16 protein-coding genes and 1 pseudogene are annotated in these 22,564 nt (G+C 68.0%); 8 read left to right on the top strand and 9 right to left on the bottom strand.

The window, feature by feature from the left end; all coding sequences use genetic code 11:
* Nucleotides 1-84: 84 nt before the first annotated feature.
* Nucleotides 85-2,418, top strand: coding sequence for a chitobiase/beta-hexosaminidase C-terminal domain-containing protein (locus tag LCL61_RS23775; protein WP_340681751.1), 2,334 nt, complete (start codon nucleotides 85-87; stop codon nucleotides 2,416-2,418).
* Nucleotides 2,419-3,202: 784 nt separating this feature from the next.
* On the opposite strand, the gene LCL61_RS23780 is transcribed toward LCL61_RS23775, so the two are convergent.
* Nucleotides 3,203-3,883, bottom strand: coding sequence for a hypothetical protein (locus tag LCL61_RS23780; RefSeq protein WP_340681752.1), 681 nt, complete (start codon nucleotides 3,881-3,883; stop codon nucleotides 3,203-3,205).
* 173 nt (nucleotides 3,884-4,056) lie between these two features.
* Between LCL61_RS23780 and LCL61_RS23785 the strand changes: the two genes are divergently transcribed.
* The gene (locus LCL61_RS23785) at nucleotides 4,057-4,512 is read left to right on the top strand and encodes a DUF4383 domain-containing protein (protein WP_340681753.1); all 456 of its coding nucleotides are present in this window, start codon (nucleotides 4,057-4,059) and stop codon (nucleotides 4,510-4,512) included.
* Between the two features lie 31 nt (nucleotides 4,513-4,543).
* Nucleotides 4,544-5,425 (top strand): manganese catalase family protein, encoded by an 882-nt coding sequence (locus LCL61_RS23790; protein WP_340681754.1) that lies wholly within the window; start codon nucleotides 4,544-4,546, stop codon nucleotides 5,423-5,425.
* Nucleotides 5,426-5,479: 54 nt separating this feature from the next.
* Here LCL61_RS23790 and LCL61_RS23795 read toward each other — a convergent pair whose 3' ends face one another.
* From LCL61_RS23795 to LCL61_RS23820, 6 genes are all read right to left on the bottom strand, one after another.
* Nucleotides 5,480-6,466 (bottom strand): YihY/virulence factor BrkB family protein, encoded by a 987-nt coding sequence (locus LCL61_RS23795; protein WP_340681755.1) that lies wholly within the window; start codon nucleotides 6,464-6,466, stop codon nucleotides 5,480-5,482.
* A 59-nt stretch (nucleotides 6,467-6,525) separates the two neighbouring features.
* Complete coding sequence (locus tag LCL61_RS23800) at nucleotides 6,526-6,735, bottom strand: ferrous iron transport protein A (protein ID WP_340681756.1); 210 nt, start codon at nucleotides 6,733-6,735, stop codon at nucleotides 6,526-6,528.
* On the bottom strand, nucleotides 6,732-6,971 hold the full coding sequence (locus LCL61_RS23805) for a glutaredoxin family protein (protein ID WP_125677434.1): 240 nt from the start codon (nucleotides 6,969-6,971) through the stop codon (nucleotides 6,732-6,734). Before LCL61_RS23805 ends, LCL61_RS23800 begins: the two co-directional genes overlap by 4 nt.
* Before the next feature lie 2 nt (nucleotides 6,972-6,973).
* A complete protein-coding gene (locus LCL61_RS23810; RefSeq protein WP_340681757.1) occupies nucleotides 6,974-9,862 on the bottom strand; it encodes a helix-turn-helix transcriptional regulator in 2,889 nt (962 codons plus the stop codon).
* Between the two features lie 264 nt (nucleotides 9,863-10,126).
* The gene (locus LCL61_RS23815) at nucleotides 10,127-10,321 is read right to left on the bottom strand and encodes a hypothetical protein (protein ID WP_034318598.1); all 195 of its coding nucleotides are present in this window, start codon (nucleotides 10,319-10,321) and stop codon (nucleotides 10,127-10,129) included.
* A 12-nt stretch (nucleotides 10,322-10,333) separates the two neighbouring features.
* Nucleotides 10,334-13,213 carry a type 2 lanthipeptide synthetase LanM family protein gene (locus tag LCL61_RS23820; RefSeq protein WP_340681758.1) on the bottom strand — a complete coding sequence of 960 codons (2,880 nt, stop codon included), beginning with the start codon at nucleotides 13,211-13,213 and terminating at the stop codon, nucleotides 10,334-10,336.
* Nucleotides 13,214-14,226: 1,013 nt separating this feature from the next.
* Here LCL61_RS23820 and LCL61_RS42640 point away from each other — a divergent pair.
* From LCL61_RS42640 to LCL61_RS23830, 4 genes and pseudogenes are all read left to right on the top strand, one after another.
* On the top strand, nucleotides 14,227-14,496 hold the full coding sequence (locus LCL61_RS42640) for a hypothetical protein (RefSeq protein ID WP_425341930.1): 270 nt from the start codon (nucleotides 14,227-14,229) through the stop codon (nucleotides 14,494-14,496).
* Between the two features lie 107 nt (nucleotides 14,497-14,603).
* A complete protein-coding gene (locus tag LCL61_RS23825) occupies nucleotides 14,604-15,155 on the top strand; it encodes an SMI1/KNR4 family protein (RefSeq protein WP_340681759.1) in 552 nt (183 codons plus the stop codon).
* Nucleotides 15,156-15,462: 307 nt separating this feature from the next.
* Nucleotides 15,463-15,615 (top strand): annotated as a pseudogene (locus LCL61_RS42645) (M20/M25/M40 family metallo-hydrolase); the annotation flags it as partial.
* 375 nt (nucleotides 15,616-15,990) lie between these two features.
* Nucleotides 15,991-16,329, top strand: a complete 339-nt coding sequence (locus tag LCL61_RS23830) for an NUDIX hydrolase (RefSeq protein ID WP_340688661.1) — start codon at nucleotides 15,991-15,993, stop codon at nucleotides 16,327-16,329.
* A gap of 574 nt (nucleotides 16,330-16,903) precedes the next feature.
* Here the strand turns inward: LCL61_RS23830 and LCL61_RS23835 are convergent.
* Nucleotides 16,904-21,304 carry a cation-translocating P-type ATPase gene (locus tag LCL61_RS23835; RefSeq protein WP_340681760.1) on the bottom strand — a complete coding sequence of 1,467 codons (4,401 nt, stop codon included), beginning with the start codon at nucleotides 21,302-21,304 and terminating at the stop codon, nucleotides 16,904-16,906.
* A 13-nt stretch (nucleotides 21,305-21,317) separates the two neighbouring features.
* The gene (locus LCL61_RS23840; protein ID WP_340681761.1) at nucleotides 21,318-21,677 is read right to left on the bottom strand and encodes a hypothetical protein; all 360 of its coding nucleotides are present in this window, start codon (nucleotides 21,675-21,677) and stop codon (nucleotides 21,318-21,320) included.
* A gap of 330 nt (nucleotides 21,678-22,007) precedes the next feature.
* Here LCL61_RS23840 and LCL61_RS23845 point away from each other — a divergent pair, with 330 nt between their 5' ends.
* Nucleotides 22,008-22,505 carry a hypothetical protein gene (locus LCL61_RS23845; protein WP_340681762.1) on the top strand — a complete coding sequence of 166 codons (498 nt, stop codon included), beginning with the start codon at nucleotides 22,008-22,010 and terminating at the stop codon, nucleotides 22,503-22,505.
* Nucleotides 22,506-22,564 lie beyond the last annotated feature (59 nt).

Raw genomic sequence — 22,564 nt, forward strand, 5'->3', positions numbered from 1 at the left:
GACATATCGCGCGGACCGCTACTTTGTTGTGGCGCGCAACGAATTGCTTCGCCCGTGGATTTCCAACGCCGGAGGTGTCACGACGTGAACCGGATCTTCGTGCAGCCCAAACGGCGGAAAGGGGTCCGGGGCGCGCTCGCCCTCGGCCTTTCCGCGCTCCTGATCTCTGCCGGGCTCGGCGGTGCCACCGCCGCGGCCGCCGACTACAGCCAGAACGCCGCGTCCTTGAACGCGACCCAGGCGCAGTTCTCCTTCACGCCGGCGACCCCCGCGCGCTACGTCGACATCCACTACACCGGCGTTCCGGGAGTGGGGCAGCAGAACGTCCGCATGACCGACAACGGGGGCACGTGGCGGCACACCGTCGGCTCGCTGTCGGCGGGCACGGTGCTCGACTACTGGTTCACCTACGAGAAGAACGGGCCGCAGTACGACACCCCGCACTTCACGTACACCCACGGCGGCAGCGGCACGACCGTCGCGTCACCGACGTTCGATCCGCCGGGCGGCAGTTACCCGAGCGCCCGCTCGGTGACCCTGTCGAGCGCGACCGCGGGCGCGACCATCCGGTACACAGTGGACGGTTCCGCGCCGACGGCTTCGTCCACTCTGTACACCGGGCCGATCACGGTCTCCGCGTCCTCGACGATCTCCGCGATCGCACTCAAGTCCGGTTCGGCGAATTCCCCGGTGACGTCGGCGAGCTACACGATCGGATCCACACAGGCGACCTGCCCGGCTCAGGCCGAAGTCCCGGACTTCGGCCCGAACGTGCGGATCTTCGACCCGGGGATGTCCGCGGCGTCGATCCAGTCCCGGCTCGACGCGGACTTCAACGCGCAGAAGGACACCCTGACCGCGCAGTTCACCGAGCGCCGGTACGCGCACCTGTTCAAGCCCGGCGTGTACAACGGCATCCACGACAACGTGGGCTACTACACCTCGGTCGCGGGCCTCGGGCAGAACCCGGGCGACGTCGTGATCAACGGCGACGTGACCGTCGACGCGTTCAACGAGTCGGACAAGGGTGTGGCGCTGCAGAACTTCTGGCGCTCGGCGGAGAACCTGGCCGTCGTCCCGAGCAGCGGATCGACCCGCTGGGCCGTCGCGCAGGCCGCGCCGTTCCGCCGGATGGACATCCGCGGCGGGCTGCAGCTGTACCCGGCCAGCTACGGGTTCGCCAGCGGTGGTTACACGGCCGACAGCAAGGTGTCCGGGCAGACCGCGTCGATCTCGCAGCAGCAGTGGTACACCCGGGACAGCAGCTACGGCAGCTGGGACGGCGGGGTCTGGAACATGGTCTTCTCCGGGACGAGCGGCGCTCCCGCGAACACTTTCCCCAATCCGCCGGAGACGACGCTCGGCACCACGCCGGTGTCCCGCGACGTCCCGTACCTGTACCTCGACGGCTCCGGCAAGTACCGCGTGTTCCTGCCTTCGCTGCGCACCAACGCTTCCGGGCCGAGCTGGGCCAACGGCGGCACCCAGGGCGGCTCGCTGCCGATGAGCCAGTTCTACGTGGTGAAGGCGGGGGACACGGCGGCGTCGATCAACAACGCGCTCTCTCAAGGCTGCAACCTGTTCTTCACTCCGGGGGTCTACCACCTGAACCAGACGCTCAACGTGACGAAGGCGAACACCGTCGTCCTCGGCATCGGTTACCCGACACTGGTGCCGGACAACGGTGTCGACGCCATGAAGGTCGCCGACGTGGACGGCGTCCGGATCAAGGGCCTCCTGTTCGACGCCGGGACGACCAACTCGCAGTCGCTGCTCACGGTCGGGCAGGCGGGCTCGACGGCGAACCACTCCGCGAACCCGACGACCTTGCAGGACGTGTTCTTCCGGATCGGCGGCCAGATCGCGGGGAAGGCGACGAACAGCCTGATCGTCAACAGCCGTGACACGATCATCGACCACATCTGGGCGTGGCGGGCCGACCACGGGAACGCCGGCACCTACGGCTGGACGATCAACACCGGTGACACCGGCGTGGTCGTCAACGGCGACAACGTGCTGGCCACCGGCCTGTTCGTCGAGCATTACCAGAAGTACCAGGTGATCTGGAACGGCCAGAACGGCAGGACGATCTTCTTCCAGAACGAGATCCCGTACGACGTCCCGGATCAGGCAGGCTGGAAGAGCCCCAACGGGCTCAACGGGTACGCCGCGTACAAGGTGGGGGACAATGTGACCTCCCACGAGGCGTGGGGACTGGGCAGCTACTGCTTCTTCAACGACAACCCTTCGGTGAACCTGTATCACGCGTTCGAGGTGCCGAACCGCTCCGGCGTCCGGTTCCACAACATGGTGACGGTTTCGTTGAACTACAAGGGGACCATCACGCACGTGATCAACGACGCCGGGGCGGTGACGCCACCGGACACGCGGCCGAGCAACCTGGTGAGCTACCCGTAAGGCCGGGCCGCGTCTCGCGAACTACATGAAGGACCCCTTCACGGCGCTAGGCGCAATGAAGGGGTCCTTCATGTAGTTGAGAAGGAGGCTTCCTCTGCCAGGGAGTGGACTCGTCAAAGAAGCCCTCGCGGCGTGATTCTGGACACCGGCAGGGCGGCCGTGTCCTGTGTGTCCACTGGGGACACTCTTCGGTCACTGAATGCCTGGTTTGTGCCGATATGTACAGTTCTGCAACGGGGTCGTGAGTTGGCAATGAGGAGTTAGAGCACTCTTTGCCACGTAGTTAAGTTGATCTTGGGTGAGGTTGATGGGTGGGGTCAAGGCTCCCTTCGCTGCGTCTGATGCGACGAAGGGAGCCTTCGGCCCTGGTCGTGGGTCGGGTNNTCTAACCCGAAACGCCACTCGCGACCCCCATCCGGTCATCAATCAGACGTTGAGTCAGCGAAAAGTGTCCTTGGCGGACGCTCAGGGGCGCGGTCGGCTCCTGTCGGCCAGGGCAACCGAGCGCGTGACCTGCGGCAACCCTCGCCGCTGCTCTTTGCCACTCGCGACCCCTGTCGCGAAGCCGTGCGAAGTACTCGAATCGGGCAGGCGGGTCTTGATTAATGTCCCTTGTGGACGGTCAAGGTCTATTCCCCCTAAAACGGTTTCTGTATAACGCTCTATACCGCGCGGCGGAAGACGTCCCTGATTGGGCTCAAATCCGTGATCAACAAGATGCCCAAGCCGCCGCCGAGCGGACTGATGTTCGGCACCGCGCTGGACAAGCCGCCCGCGGGGTGACTCAGCGACCCTCCCGGCTGCCTTCATAGGCCCGCTCGCGTAGCCCGGAGAGCCAGCCGGGCCGCAGCTCCCAGCCTGGCGGTGGGTTGAGCATCGGATCGAAGGCGGGACGAGGGGAGTCTTCGTCGACCTCGTGGAGGGTCAGTGTCGCGCAGGGCTTCCGATGGCCGTTCGCGCGGACGGTCTCGACGAGGTAGGTCACCGGCCCTTCGGCCACCAGCCGCCTCAATCCACCCAGCGACGCTTCGGCGTGCCGTGACGTCTCCGCGCGGGCCGACAACCAGACCAGTTCATCCTTTGTGCGATAGGGCAGCAACGAGCTGTAGCGACCGGTGGTCCAGGCGCGAGCCGGTCGCGGCAACACGCGGCCGGCGAGGCCGGTGCCCGAAGTCGTCAACGTGAGATCCCACGGGTGGCCCCCGACCGCCGGGATCCGCACCGCCAGGCCGAGCGCGTCAGGCACGCGCCCCGGGAGACCGGCTCCCTTGGACATCCGCACGGTGACGGCGACCGGCTCTTCCGGAAGTGTGAGGTCATCGCGCCTCAAAGCCTGAAGTTCTCCTTTGAGTAGTAGTCCGTTCGGGTGGAAGGCCCTCGCGCCGCGAAGCGCCGCCAGCGCGTGAAATCCGGCGTGGAAAAGCCTGCCGACCGGCCCTGCCTGCGGTGCGTTGTCCTCGGCCACGATTTCCACCCTCCTGGTGACGTGTGCGCTTCGCGGGGGCTACCCCGGGCGAGCCGGATTACACGGGAATTCCCACGGAATCGAAAACGCCGGTTTTCCGGTGTGAGCGGCTTCCGCACGGGTACTCGACGTGCTGTTCGCCCATCCTGTTCCACCTGGATCGGAGGAAATCCATGACTGCATCGCCGGCCACGGTTCGGCGGGCTCCGCGCCAGCTCATCGCCCTCGGCGTGGGCGCGGTCTTCCTGCTCGTCGGCATTCTCGGCTTCATCCCCGGCATCACGACGAACTACGAGCAGCTGAGCGGTGCCGGGCACCAGTCCGGCGCGTTGCTGCTGGGCGTGTTCCAGGTGTCGATCCTGCACAACATCGTCCACCTGGCGTTCGGCGTCGCGGGCATTCTGCTGGCCCGGACGGCGACCGGCGCGAAAGCGTTCCTCGTCGGCGGCGGGGTGATCTACCTCGTGCTCTGGCTGTACGGGCTGCTGATCGACCACGGGTCGGCGGCGAACTTCGTGCCGGTCAACACCGCCGACAACTGGCTGCACCTCGGGCTCGCCGTCGGGATGATCGCCCTCGGGCTCATTCCGCTCTCCGGTTCGAAGGCGCCGATCGCCGACTCGCGCTAGTCCGTTCCCCTGAATTCTCTGGAGGTTGTCAGTGTTCCGTCATACCAAATCGCTCCAATTCGAGGCCAAACCGGAAAAGCCGGACGCTTTGTACGCCCGTAAGCTGCAGGAGCTCATCGGCGGCGCCTACGGTGAAATGACCGTCACCATGCAGTACCTGTTCCAGGGCTGGAATTGCCGGATCGAGGGCAAGTACAAGGATTTGATCATGGACACGGCAACCGAGGAGATCGGTCACGTGGAAATGCTCGCGACGATGGTCGCCCGGCTCCTCGAAGGGGCGCCCGCCACCACGGTGGCCGAAGCCGCGAAGGATCCGGCCACCGCGGCGATCCTGGGCGGGATGGATCCCCAGCAGGCGATCATCTCCGGTGGCGGCGCCACGCCCAGCGACAGCCAGGGCTATCCCTGGAACGGCCGCTATGTCGTGGCGTCCGGCAATCTGCTGGCCGACTTCCGGGCGAACGTCGCGGCCGAGGCGCAGGGCCGCTTGCAGACGGCCCGGTTGTACAACATGACCGACGACCCCGGTGTGAAGGCGATGCTGCAGTTCAACCTCGCGCGGGACACGGTGCACCAGAAGCAGTGGCTCGCCGCGATCGAGGAACTCAGGGCCGACGGCCTGGAAGGCGACATCGCGCCGACGGCGTTGTTCGACGAGGAGAACCAGGAGCACAACGACACCGTTTGGCACCTGTCCGACGGTCCGGACGGTTCGAAGGGCGGCTGGAGCTTCGGTGAGGACGGGATCGAGTACCTGATGGAACCCGAGCCACTCGGCGGACCGGGCACCGCCCCGAAGCCCGATCCGGCGCTTTACGGCACCTACGCGCCGCTGCAGGACGCGGTCGGGACCGTCAAGGGCAAGGTCAAGGAGGCCAAGAAGAAGGCCACCAAGTCGAGCAAGAGCTAGGCATCGTGAAGGGCTCCTTCCCTCGGTCGAGGGAAGGAGCCCTTCACAGGTGTGTCAGTCGGTGGTCTTCGTTTCGGCTTCGGCGACCGCGGCTGCTTCGTCGTCGTCCATCGCCTTGGTGTCACGCGGCGGGAGGAAGGGTTCGTCGTCGGCGGGGGATCCGGAGGCGCGCTCCTTGCCACGCGCGAGTTCGGCGTCCAGTTCGGCGCCGAGGAGGACGGCGATATTCGAGATCCACAGCCAGATCAGGAACACGATGACACCGGCGAGCGAACCGTAGACCTTGTTGTACGACCCGAAATTGCCGACGTAGAAGGCGAATCCGGCGGTGGCCGCGGCCCAGAGCAGCACGGCCACGAGGCCGCCCGGTGTCAGCCAGCGGAATTTCGGCTGCCGCACGTTGGGGCTCACCCAGTAGAGCATCGCGAACGCCAGCCCCGCGAGCAGCGCGATCACCGGCCATTTCGCGATGTCCCAGATGAGGACGCCGGTCGAACCGAGGCCGATCAGGTCGCCGAGGTAGCGGGCGATCCCGCCGGTCGCCACCACTCCGGCGGCGCACAAGGCGAGCACGACCAGCACGGCGATGGTGAGTCCGACCCGCAACGGCACGGTCTTCCAGATCGGGCGGCCTTCGGGCATCGAATAGAGGACGTTGGACGCCCGCATGAACGCGCCGATGTAGCCGGACGCGGACCACAACGCGCCGGCGGTGCCGAGGATCGCCGCCGGTCCGGCAAGGCCGCCGGTCTTGGACAGCTCTTCGATCGCACCGATCAGGATGTCCCGGCCCTGACCGGGTGCTATCCGGCCGACGTTTTCGACCAGGGCCTGGGTGGCCGACGGACCGAGTAGACCGAGGATCGCGGTCAGCACGAGCAGACCGGGAAAGAGCGAGAGCACGCCGTAGTAGGTGAGCGCGGCGGCCCAGTCCAGCATGTTGTCGCGGTTGAACTGGACGAACGTCCGTTTGAGCACCGCCCACCATGATCGTCGGGACAACTCGGTGGGACCGTCCGGGTCTTTCGCTGTGGTAGCCAAGGGAACCTCCTGCTGGGGATTTCTTGGCTTACCCGGTGGTGCCGGGGCGAAACGGGTGGTCAGGCCCGGCGTGGCCGCGCTGGTGGTGGCGGGACCGTCTTCGCCAGCACGATGTCCGCCAGCCGGATCGTCGCGAGTCCGCGTTTGGTCTCCACGGTGCATTCCGTGTCGCCACGGGAACGGAGGTAGCCGAGCGCGTCGGTGAACCCGCCCTCGATCCGGTACCGGACGACGACCCTCGTGCCGGGCGGGACGTCCGGAAGGGTCACCGGTTCAGGTGGGCGGTGAGCTCGTCGTCGCTCGGCTCGACCAGGTGGGTGCCGTCCGGCCAGACGATGGTCGGGATGCGCCGCTCACCGTTCTGCAGCGCCCGCACGGTCTCCTCGGCGCCGGAATCCGCTTCGACGTCGATGTAGTCATACTCGATGCCCTTCGAGTCGAGGAGGGCACGGCTGCGTTTGACGTCGGGGCACCAGCCGGCGCCGTACACGGTGAGGTCGCTCATGGTCACAGCATGCCAGGTCGTGGTCCGGCGGCGCGTTCGGCGAGGGCCGCACGGTCGGCGAGCCCGGTCTTGGCGAGCAGGCTCGCGACGTGCTTCTCGACCGTCCGCGGCGAGATGTGCAGGCGGGCGCCGATGTCCTTGTTGCCCATCCGCTCGGCGAGCAGCATCAGGACCTCGTACTCTCGCACGGTGACGCCGGACGCTCGCAGGTCGCCGGGGACCCGGTCGACCCCGGAGCGGCGCTGCCGGACGGGTGCGCCGAGTTTGCGCAGGAGACTCCGGCAGGCGGCCGCGACCGCCGGGATGTCCCTGCGGTGGAAGAATTCTTCGGCCTCTTTGAGCCAGCCCGCCGGATCACCCCAGCCGTCGGCGGCGGCCGGTTCGGCGATGAGCCGGAGCCCGAGATGGCGGGCCAGGGGATAGGGCGCCGACGTCTCCAGCGCGGCGGCCACCGCCTGTCCTGCCGCCGCCGCGTCACCTCGCCTGCCGTGCTCGACCGCGTGCGCGAATTCGACGAACTGCCGGTTCCACCGCATCCCGCTCACGGCGGATCCGTTCTCCGGGCAGGGCGCGCCGCCGAGGGTGTCGACGAGCGTCCGGAGCCCGTGCTGGCCGGCGAGGTGGAACCGGCTCGGCCGCCGGTCCTCCAGCTCGATGACCTGGTCGAGTTCGCGGCGGACCCGATCGAAGTCTTCTTCGAGCAGTGAACAGAATACCCGCGCGAGCCCGATGCTGAGCACCATCTCCTGCGCGTTCTCACCGCCGCTCTCCCGGAAGTCGTCGAGCGCCTGCTCCATCGCGGGGCGGTCGGCCCGGTGCCCGGCGGACATCGCCCTCGTCATATGGGCGTACTGCAGCAACGCGGTCAGCCGGAGCCTGCCCAGCACGGCGAGGTTCTCCGCCAGCAGCGCGTGCGCGGTGCCGAATTCGCAGCGCAGGATCGCGTGCATGGTGCGCACGGAATCGACCGCGCAGTGCAGGGTGATCGACCCGGTGCGCTGGGCGTCCGCGCGGGCGAGCAGCAGGGTCTGCTCGTCGCCGTTCATCAGCACGCGATGCCCGCCCAGCCGGACCAGCGCCTGGGTGCGCAGGTGGTGGAGATGGTTGTCCTCGGCGGTCCGCCGTGCGAGCTGCATGTAGTGCTCGGATTCGGTGAGGTCCCGCGACAGCGCGAGCATGCCGAGCACCTGTAGCGCCTGGCAGACGACGAACGGCTGCTCGGTGGCCTCGGCCACCTTCCAGGCCTGACGGGCGAGCCGTTCCGCCGTGCCCGCCCGGCCGGGCACGTCCAGCCAGAGGTTCGCTTCGACGGCGTCGAGCGCGGCCTGCTGAGCAGGCGAGATCGCCGAACCGAGTGGAGCGCGGGCGCGTTCGATCTGGCCGAGGCATTCGTCGTGCCGTCCGGCGATGTAGGCGGCCCAGGCCAGCTGGGTATGCAGTTTCGCGGCCCGTTCCAGAGTGCCGATCTCGCCGAATCCGGCGGAAAGCTCGACGGCGCGGTCGAATTGACCGGTCTGCCCGAGCGCGTGCACCAGCGTCTCCAGTACCTCGGCCCGATCACCCGCGTCGGCCGCGGCGAGCAGGTCGACGGCCTTGGTGAGCATCGTGACCGCGGAGTCGGCGGCTCCCGCGTCGAGGGCACGGCGACCGGTTTCCGCGAACAGGCGGCCGGCCGCCTGTTCGTCCAGCGCGGTCAGCCGGAGCGACGCGACGAGCGCGCACAGGTCGCCCGGCAGCCCCGGGTACAGCTTTTCGACGGCGTCGGCGGTCTGACGCGCGAGCGCCGCCTTCCGTGCCGGTGACTGGCGTGCCAGTAACGCTTCCGCGGTCAGCGGATGACGGAAGGCGTACCAGCCGGGCGTCGTCTCGTCGGTGGTCACCAGGTTCGCCGAGACCGCGGCGCTCAGGTGGTTGTGCAGCGTGCGGTCGTTCGTGCCGGTGACCGTCTGGACCACCGTCAGCGGGAAGCGGCGGCCGATGATCGCCGCGACCGACAGCAGCTCGCCCGCCTGCTCGCCGAGTTGCTCCATCCGGACGCCGATGCTGGTGACCAGTGCTGCGGGAACGCGGGCTCGAAGCTCGCCGATGACGCGCCAGCCGTCGCGGCCCTCGACCAGCAGTCCGTCGTTCACCATGCCGTGGAGCAGTTCCTCGACGATGAACGGAAGGCCGGCACTGTTGCGCCACAACAGTTCCGCCGCGGCCGACGGAAGCCGTCCCGGCTCGGTCTCGAGGCAGGCGGCGGCGAGGGCGCGGGTGTCGGCGAGGCCGAGCCTGCCCAGTTCGACGAGGGCGCAGCTCATCCGCTGCGCGCCGGAGGTCGCCAGGCGCAGGGCGTCGGAGGGCTCGTTGCGGAGGGTGCCGACGAACAGGGCCTGCGCCGCAGGCAGGTTGTCGACGAGGTATTCGAGAATGAACAGCGTCTCGGCGTCGGCGTCCTGGAGATCGTCGAGGACCAGCAGCGCACCGCGATCGCGGCTCGTGACGGCCAGCAGCCGGAACACCGCTTCGGCGAGCACCAGCAGGGAACCCGATTCCCGCGGCCGGTCGCCCCGGCCCCAGTCGGGGACGAGCTGGGCGAGCACGGGGATGAACGGGTCGAGTTCGGCGGCCGTCGGCGGGCCGCCGCCACGGAAATGCGACCACAGCGCCTGGGCCAGCGGCCGGAACGGGACGAGCGGGCCGATCGAACTGGCCCGGCCTTGCAAGACCGGGATGTCGGCGGCGACCGCTCGTGAGGCGGCCTCGATGGCGAGCCGCGATTTGCCGATGCCGCCTTCGCCCACGAGGAAGATCGCGCCGCCGCGGCCGGCGATGGCGCGATCGAGAGCTCCGGAGAGCTCGGCCAGTTCGGCGTCACGGCCGATCACCCGCGACGAACGGATCCCCATCGCCGTGACTATAGCGAGCGGATTTCCCCGCCACGGCCAATAAACGATCACGAAGGCGGGCGGCGCGAACCCGCCTTCGTGAGCCTGTCTCAGATCCGATGGGCGGAGCTGAGGATGTAGCGCAAAAGTGACCGAACGCGTGAACCCGCCCGGCAGAAGGCCCCGCTATCGCGGTGGCAGGACGCCTTGATCGTGATCGTGAAGTTTCCGACCAGGCAGCGTCCTGCCGACGTCGATCGCGGTCGCGGGTTCACCGGCGGCTACTCAGATCCAGCCGCCGGTGAAGACGCTGACGACGGACGGAGAACCGGGGTCCGTGGACAGGGTGGCGAGCGGGTTGGCGCTCAGCCGCGGCTTGCCGCCCGCCAGCGCGTGGTTGCGCGAGCCGACCTCGAGGGCGCGCGGCAGGTTCACGGCGCCGAGGACGTCTTCGGTGGCGGGCAGATCTCTTTCGTACATGCGGGTTTCTCCTCATACTCGATTTACCGGCGGAACAACGGTGGCCGCGGGATGCGGCCGGTCGGGGCGGAGCAGGAGCGCGGAGGGGACCCGGTCACCGAATCCCAGCCGCAGCAGGCCGTAACCGATTCCCGCCAGACCGCTCAGCAGCCCTGGCGAGGGGACCGCGCCAGGTGTCCCGCAGCGGGCACCGCGCTGGTCGATGGCGGCGAGCAGATGACCGGTCCGGCGGCGGACCGCGGCGGCGGCGCCAGTGTGCCCGTTCTCCGCCAATACGCACAACACGTCCACCACTCCGGACTCGCCGTGGCAGAGGCTGAGATCCTTCAACGGCGCCCCATCGGCCAGCCGCTTGACCGTCCGGTCGAGATCCCTGGCGTGTCCGGGATCAGGCAGGTGAGCGGCAAGGCCGAGTGCGGCACCCGCGAGACCGGCGCACCATCCGCCGGTGCTTTCCGCCCGATCGTCCGCCCTTCCGGGTGGTTCTTCGCCGGAACGATCGTGCGCCCGCAGTACCCAGTCGACGCCGGCCGAACCTCGGGCGAACGACTTCTCTTGTGGACGTTCGCGGCCGAGCAGTTCTCCGGCGTACCGGTCCGCCCGTGCCAGTGCCGAGTCCAGTCCTGTTTGGACATACACCGACCGCATCGACGCGACACCGCCCGCCAGCCCCGTCGTGAACCCGGAGGGTGTTTCGGGGGTCGCGTCGGGCATCAGGTCGACGGCCTGCTCGATGAGATCGCCGGCGGGAAGACCGACCAGCGTGCTGAGCCGCGCGATCGTGTACGCGACGCCGCCGAGCCCGAGAAGGCCGCCGCAGCCGGCGGTGGCGGCCAGCTCGCGGTCCGCGCGGAGCGTGGCGAAAAGGCCGGGGAGCGGGCTGATCGCATACGCGGCCAGATCGCGGTATCGCGCGATCCCGGTCAGTTCGGCGAGCTGGGCGAGGAACAACGCGACACCGCAGTAACCCTCACCGAGCCCGGCGCCCATCGGCAGCACGGTCCAGTAGCGGTCGTCGACGAGTTCGATCCCGAGCCAGTTGGAGCGGTGTTCGTCGGAGAAGGCGTTGGCGACGATCTGGTCGGCGATACCGCACGCGGTGACCAGCAGTCGTTCCGCGTCGGGCGCCTGGTTCGGCGCCGCCGTTTCCGCGGTCTCGCCGACACCGTGATGACCCGCGGTCGCCGTGCTGATGGCGAGGGTGGCCGAGATCAGCCATTCCTGGTCGCGTTGGTCGAGGGGGTCCATGTCGGCGAGTTTCGCCAGAACGGTGTCCAGCGACGCCCGGTCGACCACCCCTTCGACGCTCTCGCCGCGTGAATCCAGTAATGACGTCGAGCCGGGGTTCGAGGTGAACATCGGCACGTCGCCCGCCCAGAGGTCGTCCCGCTCGTGTGGCACGAGGCGGAGCAGCTTCTTCTCGTCGGCGGAATCCTCTTCGAGCAGGTCGAACGCGTGGTCGCGGTCGGCGGCGTCGCGAAGCAGATCGGGATGGGTGGTCTCGTCCAGCAGCCGGAAGTAGAAGTTCGTCGGCCGGACGAGCACCCGGATGGGATCCTCGGCGCAGCGCCGGAGGTGCTCGGTGAGTTCGTCCCGCCCGGTGGAGATCGCGTCGTAGCCGAGGCGGAATCCGGCCAGCAGCGCGGCGCTGTGCTCGGCGGGCGTGATGTCGCGGCCGTCGAGCCGCGGCAGGTTGTTCCCGCCCGCGAGTTCGCCGGGCACCCGGACCAGCCGCATGCGGTCGGTGCCCGGATCGGCCCACTCGACGCGGTCGGTGGGAAGCTTGCCGCCGCGGCCGGCGAGACCGGAGATGTCGACGGCGCCGTGTTCGCCGGCGAAGAGCTGGGGGAGCAGCAGCGTGCGCTGGACCGATCGCGCCAGCATCGCCGCCGCGGGGTCGCCCGACGGCGGATCGGGGGGCGACGGCTGGAACAGCGTTTCGATGTCGATCAGCACCGGCTGGTCGCCGCAGGCGATGATGTTCTCGTAATGGACGTCGGTGGCGTCGAGCGCGTACAGGAGCGCCAGGAGGATGCCTTGCCGCCGGTAGAAGCGGTCGACGTCGCCGATATCGGCGCACGGCCGGTGCTCGACGAACCGGAGCCAGCCGTAGCCCGCACGCGGTAACGCGTCCGCGGTCCGCAGTTCGAGCCCGGGCAGTCGTTTGTTCAGCCGCGCGACGATGTCGGTGAACCGTTCGTGCAGGATCAGCGGCCGGGGTTTGTAGATCACCTTGGCGCCGCTGGAGAACCGGAGCAGTCTGACCGAACGCCCGCGTGCGTGCGAGTCACCGATCCCGCCCGCGACCTCGACGAGCGTGCCGAGTTCGCCGTCGACGACCGAACGGGGCAGCAAGGCGGCGTCGGCCGAGAACCTGGCCAGCGTTTCGGCGTGGGCCTCGGCGGCATGGAGGCACGCCTGGGCGACGAGCCGGGCCAGGACCGGGTACTCGCCGAACAACCGGACGAGCCCGGCCGGAGTGGCTTGCCTGCGCACGAAATCGGAGAAGCGCTCTTCGGGCGTCTCTCCCCGGAGTCTTCCGGCCGTGCGGTCGCGGTGGAGTTCGAGGACCAGTGTGCGGATCGCGAGTTTGAGCAGATGCTGGCCGAGTTGGGCCGCGAAACCCCGACGGAGGGCTTCGACATCGGCTCCGGGAAGGTCGTCCGGGATCGCGTCACGCGAAGCGGTGTGGACGAGCGACCTGAAGACCCCGGCGAATTCGACACGCCAGTCACCGGCTGGGGGACGCTCCGGCAGAAGCGCGGTGACCGCGTGTTCGGCGAAATCCGCCCATGCGGGCTTGTCCGCTGTCCGTTCGCGCGGGGTCTGGCCGTGCACCCACCACCTCGGCGGCAGGGACGTCGCCGATGGTGGGGGCGTCACGGCGGTCATGGTTTCAGTTCGGCGGGGCACGCACATGGGGGTGGCACCCCCACATTCAGCGCACGCACGAAGATGTCCGGAGAGTGACGGCCGGGCACCCTGGCGGCCCCCACCGGAATATGGGGTCCCGGCCCCCATGCGCGAGGACCGGTCCCGGCCGCACCATGGTCGGGTGGCGCGGTGGTCGCCAGGGGGGATCACCGCGGTGCCGGGCGCGGGCCGGTTACTGGGGGGTCCGGCCCGCGCCGCCTGTGGGCCGGGCAAAAGAAGAATCCGAGAATCGGCGGTCACCTTTTTCTGCGGTGGAAAACCGGAACCCGGTAAAGGGACACGGGTGTGTCCCTTTACCGGGTCGCAAACACGAGGGGCCGACCCGCGCCAACAGATTGGCCCCCGTCAATCCCTGTTGCTCAGAGCGTCAGACCAGCCATCCGAGCACGTGGGCCAGGTGCGCGAGCAGACCCGAGATCAGGTCGTGGCCGTGGTGCACGTGCTGGGTGAACATCTGCATTGAGGGGCTCCTTGTTTCGGATTTCGTGTTCGGTTGTGCTCTCGCGAGGAGCGACCGAAGATTTTCACCACGTTGGCGCTCTGTCAAAAAACGATTTCCCGGGCCATCGGCGAGTCGTGAATCTTCCTACGATAAACACGTAAGTCTTTCGTGTTTTGCGCCAGGGGTGGGCTTCACGGGCGTTGACACTGTGTGTAGTGAGCCCTAGGCGTGTCGATGTGGAAGCTGGGCCTCCGCTACGGCAAGTGGGCGGGCACGCGACACGAACCGGTGATCCACATGCCACGAATGGTGAGTCGGCGAGAATCACTGATACGGGTGACGAGCGAGTGGGTAAGGGATCGCTTCCGGTCGGACAAGGGGAGACGTGTCCGGTGCCGCCGGGTGGTCGTCACCGGGACGGTGAACTGACCGGCGCTGCGGGTTCGCGCCCCCCCGAGAGGACGGCGACCCGGACACTCCTGTCGGGCACATCGAGAACGTCACCCACCGGTCGCACCTCATCGCCTCGATGTTCGGCGGAGTGCATAATGTGCAGAACATCGTACCGCTGCACAGGCTGGCCAACACGCCTGTCATGCAATGGGACATTGAAGAGCCGATCGCTCGAGCTGTGCGCCAGGGCGAAAGAGTCTATTATCGGGTCAGCGCCTACTACAACAGTCCGGGAGACGCGTTGCCGGCCAGGCTGTATATCAAGGCATGGGGTATGAAAGGCAACTTCCGGTGTCTCGCATTAGTGGAGAATGTCCCCAACCCGCCGCGGGCAGTGTGCCAGTAAAATAGTCGCTCTGCGAACAGTTCGCTGAGAGAGTCATGTCGGGACCAGGTCGCTGGCCCGGCATGATACTGTCTGACCTGGCGTCGGATACTGTGAAGGAGCTCGCGTTGACTATCGCCGACTATCGCCTTGAAGTGGATAGTATTGCCGCCGCGCTTGATTGGAGCGGCTCCGTGGCTCCCGAAGTGGACTGGGATGTCGTCGAGCGTCGCCTGAAAACGCCCCTCCCGGCTGATTACAAAGAATTCATGACCAGATTCCCGTCGGGAATGTTTCGTCACGTGGTCAGGCTCATCAATCCAATACAGGGCAACGGCTACCTTGAGGCTTTTCAGGGTGATTTCGATCAGGCTCTGGCCAATGTGAAGACAGCCAGGGAATACGAATATGATACTTATCCGCCATTTCCCGAACCTGGCGGAGTTGTGCCGTTCGCCACCGACGACACAGGTGGCGCATTCTTCTGGCTTCTCTGGACGCCCGACCCTGACAAATGGCACGTGGTTTACCTTAGTCGGCATAGCCCGGACGCGTGGACGCGAACGAAGCGGACGATGACGGCAGTGATGCTCGAACTTGCGAAGAATCAAGGTAAGCGAAACATCCTTGGCTGGGACATGTCCCGGTATGAGCAATCATTCAACCCGTTGACCTTATAGGCTTCGGGTTTTCTAGACACTTTGCGGCCACTCAATCCGGCCAGACCTGGGAGAACGATGGCGCGCGCCGAAGCCTCCTCGCTCGTCGGCGAGATCGCCGCCCTATTGGGCTGGCAGTGGCAGTTCACTCCCGAGAGATCTTGGGCACTCGTCGAGCAGGATCTGGGCACNGGACAATCACCTCACGGACTCGTACGTGCGTACTCTCTACGGACCCCTGACCGCGGGACTCGGCCTGGGATGACAGGCGCCCGAGTGGGTCTTCACACGCCGTCCACCAGGCGGCGGCAGGGGGTCGGCGGGCTCCGACACGCTGGTCGGTGAACGCGCCACGGCGGAGTACGTCGCCGAGAAGCTCACCGACGCGGGCTACGAGATCACCTACGTCGAGTCCGGTGGCAAGGACCGCCACAACGTGATCGTCCGGCTGCCGGGCGCCGACCCGTCGCGCGGCGCGCTGCACCTGTTGTGGCAGCAGCATTTTCTGGCCGATCTCGCGCACCCGCTGGACCACGCGCTGGAAACCCGCCCTGCACGCCTTCGACGGCCGCCTGGCCGCCGGACGCGAGTAGTTTCCTTCAACCCGAGTTACACCGTTCGTTCGACAGACCCTTCGCTCATGCCGATGTACGGACTTTGCCGGGGGGCGTCTGTGTGCTTTCTGTCGGTAGTGCGGTGGAATGGCGTCGTGGCTGAACTTCCGATCCGCGATCGTGCCGGCAACGCCTTGGTCGACTTTCGTTTTGTCGCGGAAGAGGAGATGGGGCGTCTGGTCAAACACGTGGCTGTGCCCGCGTCGTTGGTCGTCGCCATCCACGCGGAAGCAGTCCTGATGATGTTCGATAGCTGGCGGAGGCAGTGGGAGCTTCCGGGAGGGATGCGGGAGACGGGTGAGAGCCCGCGCGAGGCCGCGGTGCGGGAGCTGGGTGAGGAGACCGGCATCCACGGCGTGGACCTGTCGTTCGCCGCCGTGGCCGAGTTCGATCTCACGAAGCCGGAGCGTCGGGAACTCCTAGCCGTATATCGGGTTCAGCTCCAGGTCGTGCCTCGGCTGACCGTCAACGGTGAAGCGCTGGACTTTCGTTGGTGGCCGCCATCGGAACCGGTGAGCGAGGATATGAGCCCGCTGGACGCGGAGATCGCCAGGCGCGTGGTCCGATCATCTGCCAGCTGACTGGCCGGTCGTGCTGTCATGCCGCGGGTCGCGCGCCAATGAGCGCGGCTGATCGGGGGACGGCACGGATGGCGCGCTCATCCTGGCCTTGTGCCTGAGGTACTTCCACCCAGCATGGGAGGTCATGGAGCCCTCAGACCTGGACGACACGGTGTTGCGACTGGCGGCTGCGGCGTACCTCGGACGCTACTCAGGCGCCGCGCGGACTCACTCGGAGTCGTTGAACGGAGCACAACTGCTCCAAGCAACCAGCGGATTCTCGATAACCACAGGTCAGAGCCCTGTTCGAAGCTGACTGGCCACAGTGACGAAGCACCGTCCACCTGGTAGTTCGCCGAGTTAGGGCGGCGTTCATCGAAGTGCCTGCGGGCCACCACACTGTGGGGCCGTCGCCGGCATCGACTTCGTGCGTCAGGCGGGCGCGGTGAACGTTTCGGCGGACAAGGCGTTCACGATCCGCAAGATCAGCGACTCGAGCAGGTTCGCGGCGATCTTGGCAAGAAGAGTTGCGAGGAAGTCGGCCATGCTGGTTGTCCGTTCAGGCGAGCGTCCAGTGGGCAACGCCAACGGTGGCTCACGCGGGTGTGCTCCGAGGAGGACTCTGGATGATGGCCTGGTGAACTGCGGAAGAATTCCGTGCCCGGCCGAGGATTTCCACCGCGGTCGCCACGGCGGCCGCGGCGAGGGCGATGCCCCACTGGTGCGCTAGCAGCGGGCGGCAACCGAAGAACCGGCTCAGACCGAGCGTCTGCACGATGCCGGCCAACACGGCCAGCGAGCCGCCTGCGGCCGCGACGACCAATGGTGTCCGGCCTCGGACGGCGATGGTCTGTCCGAGTTGCGCGCCGACCAGTGCCACCAGCCCGGTCGTGCTGGCTTGTGCCGGGGTGCTGACGGGCCGGGCGAGCAGCCAGCCGGCGAACGCGGCCGCCGAAGTGGTGGCGGCCCGTCTGGCGATGTCGCGGTTGAGAGTCGCCCCCAGCGAGGTTTCGGGGCCCTCAGCAAGGAGCGCTTCGGGCGTCACTTGTGGTGGTGGGCGCACCGCGACCGCCATGGCTGGCAGGACGTCGGTGAGCAGGTTGATCAGCAGGAGTTGCCGCGCGTTCAGCGCGTCCCGCGCGCTGAGCAGCCCGGCCGACAGGGTGAACGCGGTCTCGCCGAGGTTGCCGCCGAGCAGGATGGACAGTGCGTCGCGCACCGAGGCCCACATCGCCCGGCCCTCGACGATCGCGCCGGTGATGGTCTCGATCCGGTCGTCCGTCACGACGAGATCGGCCGCCTGGCGCGCGGCCGGGGTCGCCGCGGAGCCGAGCGCGATGCCGACATGGGCCAGGCGGATGGCAGGCACGTCGTTGGCGCCGTCTCCGGTCATCGCGACGACCCGGCCGACACGACGGAGGTTGCGCACGATCCGGGCCTTCTGTGCGGGACTGACCCGCGCGAAGACCGTGGTCCCCGGTAGGCGCTCGGCGAGTTCGTCGTCGTCGAGGGCGTCCAGTTCGGCGCCGGACATCGGTGCCCCGCTCAGCACGCCGAGTTCGGCCGCGATGGCCTCCGCCGTGCTCGGATGATCACCGGTGATCATGACGATGCCCACTCCGGCACGTCGCAGGGTGCTCACGGCGTCCGCCGCGGTGGGCCGGACCGGGTCCGCGAAGGCGAGCAGGCCACAGAAGTCGAGCCCGTCGATGTGGGAATCGTCGAGCTTCGCCAAACCGGAAGCGACGCGTTCCGCGACCGCGAGCACTCGGTAACCCTTGCGCGCCAACCGGTCGAGCGCCGCGTTCACCTCCAGCCGCGAACCGGGGTCGAACACGGCAGGCCCACCGGGCCGCCGCCACCGGTGACATCGGGCGAGTACGACTTCCGGTGCGCCTTTGACGCTCACCACCATGCGGTGCGGAGCCCGGACCAGCACGGCGTGATAACCGCGGGAGGGTTCGAAGCGCAGTTCGTCGACCCACTCCAGGCCATCCGGTACGACTCCGAGGGTGGCGGCGCCATCCAGCACGGCCCGATCGGTCGGATGGGGTAACGGATGGTCGCGTTCGTGCCATGGGCTCGCGCGGACCGCGACGGCGAGCGTCTCGCGAAGTGGCGACGTGAGATCCGAGAGCGTCCGCTCGTCATGACCGTCGGACACCAGCCGAAGGGCGATCCGTCCCTCGGTGAGGGTCCCGGTCTTGTCGAAGCAAAGCACGTCGAGCCGGCCGAGAGCCTCGATCGTCGACGGGTTGCGGGCCAGTACCCCGCGACGGGCCAGGCGCCGGGCGGACGCGAGCTCGGCCATGGTCGCCACGAACGGGAGTCCTTCGGGCACGGCGGCGACCGCGAGCCCGACGGCACGGCCCAGCGCCTGGTTGATCGCGCGCCCGCGGAGGAGATCGGAGACCATCAGTACCGCGCTGGCACCGAGGGTCACCGGCAGCGTGATCCTGGTCAACGCACGAAGCCTCGCCGCGACTCCCGTCTCCCCGGCCGACTCACCGATGGCCCGGGTGGTCCGTCCGATCTCGGTACGCCCGCCGGTGGCGACGACCACCCCCAACGCCCGTCCGGCCGCGACGACCGTGTTCTGGTACAGCATCGAAGCCCGGTCGGCGATCGCCGGCGCCGCTGTCGCGTGGACTGTCTTGCGCACCAGCTGGGATTCACCGGTGAGTCTGGACTCGTCCACCTCGAGCCCGGTGGCCTCCAGCACCCGGCAGTCGGCGGGCACGGCGTCGCCGGCGTGCAGCTCGACCACGTCGCCGGGCACCAGGTCCTCGACGCGCTCGACCCGCCCGGTCCCAGCGCGCCGAACCCGTACCCGCAAGGCGTTGGTATCCACCAAACGGCCCAACTCCCGGGCGGCACCGAGCCGCTGCGCACCACCGATCAGCGCGTTCAGGCCGAGCACCCCGGCGATCATCACCGCGTCCATGAGGGAACCAAGACTCGCGGACACGCCGGCACCGGCCGCGAGCGCCGGCGTGAGCGGATTCGCCAGCTCCTCCACCGATGCCCGCGCCAGCCCGACCTCCGCCTGCCGGTTCTCGGTGTGCTGGGCATGGTGCCGACGGTCGTGTTCGGCCTCGTCCAGACCGTCCCGTGTACTCGCCAGGCGCGCCAGGACCGAGCGACGCGACATCGCGTGCCACGGGGTGCGGTCCGTCGGCGTCGGGGTGGGAAGGCGGCCTGGTGTCGTCCCTGCCCACGTCCCCACGCCGAGCGCGAACATCGCGGCGAGCTGAACGGGAAAGACAGCACGAATCGGCGCCGACCGATCAGGTCCGAGTGCGCCGAGCAGTGCGCCCACGCAAGAACCTGCGATGGTCATCGCGGCGCATTGCCGGCTGACGCGGCGAGCGACCCGCACCGACTCGAGCACCACGCCTGCCCGCGCGAGGTCGGGACATACCACGTGCGCGCCCCAGGGCAACGTATCCGCGTCGTCGTCGAGCACACCGATCCCGACGTCGGCACAGGCCAGCCCGTCGCGACGGCGAGTGGACACCACGGCGACGACATGACCATCGGCTTGCAGATTTCGCACTGTGTCGGGCAAACGCTCGCCGGCCGGCCGGACTCGCTCCACCCGCAACTGCGCCGCCAGCCTGTGACCGGCCCCGGCGAGCACAGGCGTCCCGGCGTGGCGGGCCGACTCGACGACGGCCTCGGCGAACGGGGCGGTTTCCGCGACGACATGGACCACGCCCACAGGCGCGCCGTTACGCAGTACAGCGATCGCGTCATGCGTGGCCCGTCGCGAATAGGCGGACAGAGCCGTCCTCCACTGGTTGACGGGCACCACAGCCCAGTCACCGCGCTCGCGCCGGTCCCGCGGCCGCCAAGGATCGATCAAATCGTGCGCCCGCCGCACGATCTCGGCCGGATCGGCCGCCTCGTCGATGAGGACGACGTGATCGTCCACCACTTGCCGGCCGGACACGAGTATCGCGGCATCGAGCACCACCATGTCCACGCGATCCAGCCGCCGCAAGGCATCCGGCTCGAACACCTGGGTGCCTGCCTTCGACAGATCGACGTCGAGCCGGGCGGCGAACGCGTCGCGGCCCAGTCTCGCGGCACGCGGCGTACCGGCGAAGAGCATCGCCAACGCACGCCGGGAATTCCGGGTGACCGCCAGCACCGATCCATAGCCTGCCAACGCGAGCACACTCGCGGGGTTCGCGACTCGCTCGATCGGCCCAGGCGGCAACGGCCGGGCACGAGGCGGGCACTCCACCGGCTCGGCGCGATGTGCGGAGAGCCGATCCGCTGTCGTGCGTTCCCATCGCTGCCAGGCTTGCCGTCTGGCGTTCACCTCCCGGTTCAGGCAGAGCCGGTAGCCGAGGTCGGCCAGCAACCCGATGGGCCGCTGCGCCAACGCCTGGCCCACCGCACCCCCGATCGCCAGCACCGCATCGGTGACCGGGCGGCCGAGCCCGGCCTCCGCCGCCGCACGCATCCGCGGCGAAGAGTCCACAAGGGACATCAGCGCGGACGCGACCGGCGAAACCGCGCGTACCGGCAGTACCTTGCCGACGACGGTGTAACCGAGGCCGACCAGTTGGGTCGTGATCGCGGCCAGCTCGCGCAGGCGCGGAGCGGCGTTCGCCGGGTGCACGGCACTGGCCGCGGCCTGCTCGCACCGGTCCAGCTCCCACGCACGTTCCACCTCGGCCACCACGCGGGCGAGCTCGGTGCCCGACACGACTTCGGAATCATGACTGACCACGACCCGGCCCAGGACCGCGTTGAGTTCCGCGCCCCGGACACCGTCCACTGTGGATAAAGTACGCAGCAGGTCCGTGACGGCTTCCTCCGCGCCTGGCCGATGCACACCACGTACCTCGATATGCGTGCGACCATGCGGCCGGTCGCCCGAGGTCCACATCCGGCGACCGGTGGCCGGCCCGGCGACTTCGCGAAGTATCACCACGGCCGGCCGAGCCGCTTTCGCGACCAGGGCGAGTGGTCTCGGCAAGCGCATTCGCCGGGGCCGGTTACCGCTTCGCCCCTCGCTCGGACGGCCGAGCCGCCCTGCCGCTCGCGGGTTTCTCGTCACGGTTCGGAGGCTTCTCGCCGCCGCCGGCAACCGCGGTACCGATGGCGACGGCAGCCGCCACCGGCCATTCGATCAACTCCGCCGCGGCCATCAGAGCGAGGCCCCCGTAGTACACCGTCTGCTTGGGAGACGGCAGGTACGACCCCACGACCCGCAACGCACTGCCGATTTCCTGCCGGTTTGGGATATGCGCCCGCGGCATGTGCAACTCCGGCGCACGGAACTGAGCAGTGACGAACGGCAGGTTGACAGTCGCGGTGCGCGCGCCCTGCTTCGTCGCTGTGCCGTTGTCTGCCATCGAACCTCCCTGATCAAACTCATGATCGTCTCCATTCTACGAAAATGTGAACATCAAGAGAAGGGAAGCTGAACAATGAACGACCCGGCGCCCGATCGCCATCGGCGAGTATGCGTCAAATCCTTAGCGCGAATCCCTGATCTCCGCCAGGTTCACGATTCCATTCTCGACGGCCTGGTGGTCTGGACAAACCGACTTCCTTGGCGCCGCGGATCCGAGTCGTGTTTTCCCTCCGGGGAAAAGGTGTGGTGAGGACTTCCGCCGCCGCCAATCCTGTTGCCAGCGCGCCATGGCGGCGCGGCCGGTAGCAGTCGATCGAGGAGAACCGCAATGAGAAACAGAATTCGGATGATGGTCCTCGCGGGCGCGGTGGGGGCGGCGAGCCTGGCACTCTCGGCACCAGGGGTCGCCGCGGAGTCACATGACACGGGTGTCCCCGGCGACATCGTGATCGGTCAGCCGGTGTCGTCCGCCGAAGCCGCCGCGCTCGACGCCTCGATCCAGGCCGACAGCCACGGCTGCAGCGGCGACGAGAAGTCGAACAACACCTACGTCCACGTCTGCTTCGTACGGGACGGCGACAAGATCTTCGTGAAGGACGACCAAACGAACAGCCGCTCGGCCGTGGGAGCACTCAACTTCAAGGACGGGGGCACGTGGAAAACGCGTGGCTGCCTCAACCCGCACAGCCACGCAAGCGGTATCTGGGTGTACTGCAGCTTCTCCGAGGCCGATGAGAACACCACGGCCCGCTACCAGGGGTTCGACGTGAACGACAGCGGCGTGGCCGACCACCACACCGCCTGGCACCACGAGTCGACCAGCTGACAGGTAAGGCACGCGATGGACGGCCGGGTCCCGTGATGGGCCAGATCGGAAGAGCGTCC

Origin of the sequence: Amycolatopsis coloradensis (genome assembly GCF_037997115.1) — a bacterium.
Lineage (GTDB): Bacteria > Actinomycetota > Actinomycetes > Mycobacteriales > Pseudonocardiaceae > Amycolatopsis > Amycolatopsis coloradensis_A.

Coding starts and splice junctions, on each gene's coding strand:
- LCL61_RS23785 (WP_340681753.1), top strand. CDS start 4,057: ATGACTGCATCGCCGGCCACGGTTCGGCGGGCTCCGCGCCAGCTCATC.
- LCL61_RS42640 (WP_425341930.1), top strand. CDS start 14,227: ATGTTCGGCGGAGTGCATAATGTGCAGAACATCGTACCGCTGCACAGG.
- LCL61_RS23835 (WP_340681760.1), bottom strand. CDS start 21,304: ATGCGCTTGCCGAGACCACTCGCCCTGGTCGCGAAAGCGGCTCGGCCG.
- LCL61_RS23805 (WP_125677434.1), bottom strand. CDS start 6,971: ATGAGCGACCTCACCGTGTACGGCGCCGGCTGGTGCCCCGACGTCAAA.
- LCL61_RS23810 (WP_340681757.1), bottom strand. CDS start 9,862: ATGGGGATCCGTTCGTCGCGGGTGATCGGCCGTGACGCCGAACTGGCC.
- LCL61_RS23820 (WP_340681758.1), bottom strand. CDS start 13,213: ATGACCGCCGTGACGCCCCCACCATCGGCGACGTCCCTGCCGCCGAGG.
- LCL61_RS23815 (WP_034318598.1), bottom strand. CDS start 10,321: ATGTACGAAAGAGATCTGCCCGCCACCGAAGACGTCCTCGGCGCCGTG.
- LCL61_RS23830 (WP_340688661.1), top strand. CDS start 15,991: ATGTTCGATAGCTGGCGGAGGCAGTGGGAGCTTCCGGGAGGGATGCGG.
- LCL61_RS23840 (WP_340681761.1), bottom strand. CDS start 21,677: ATGGCAGACAACGGCACAGCGACGAAGCAGGGCGCGCGCACCGCGACT.
- LCL61_RS23845 (WP_340681762.1), top strand. CDS start 22,008: ATGAGAAACAGAATTCGGATGATGGTCCTCGCGGGCGCGGTGGGGGCG.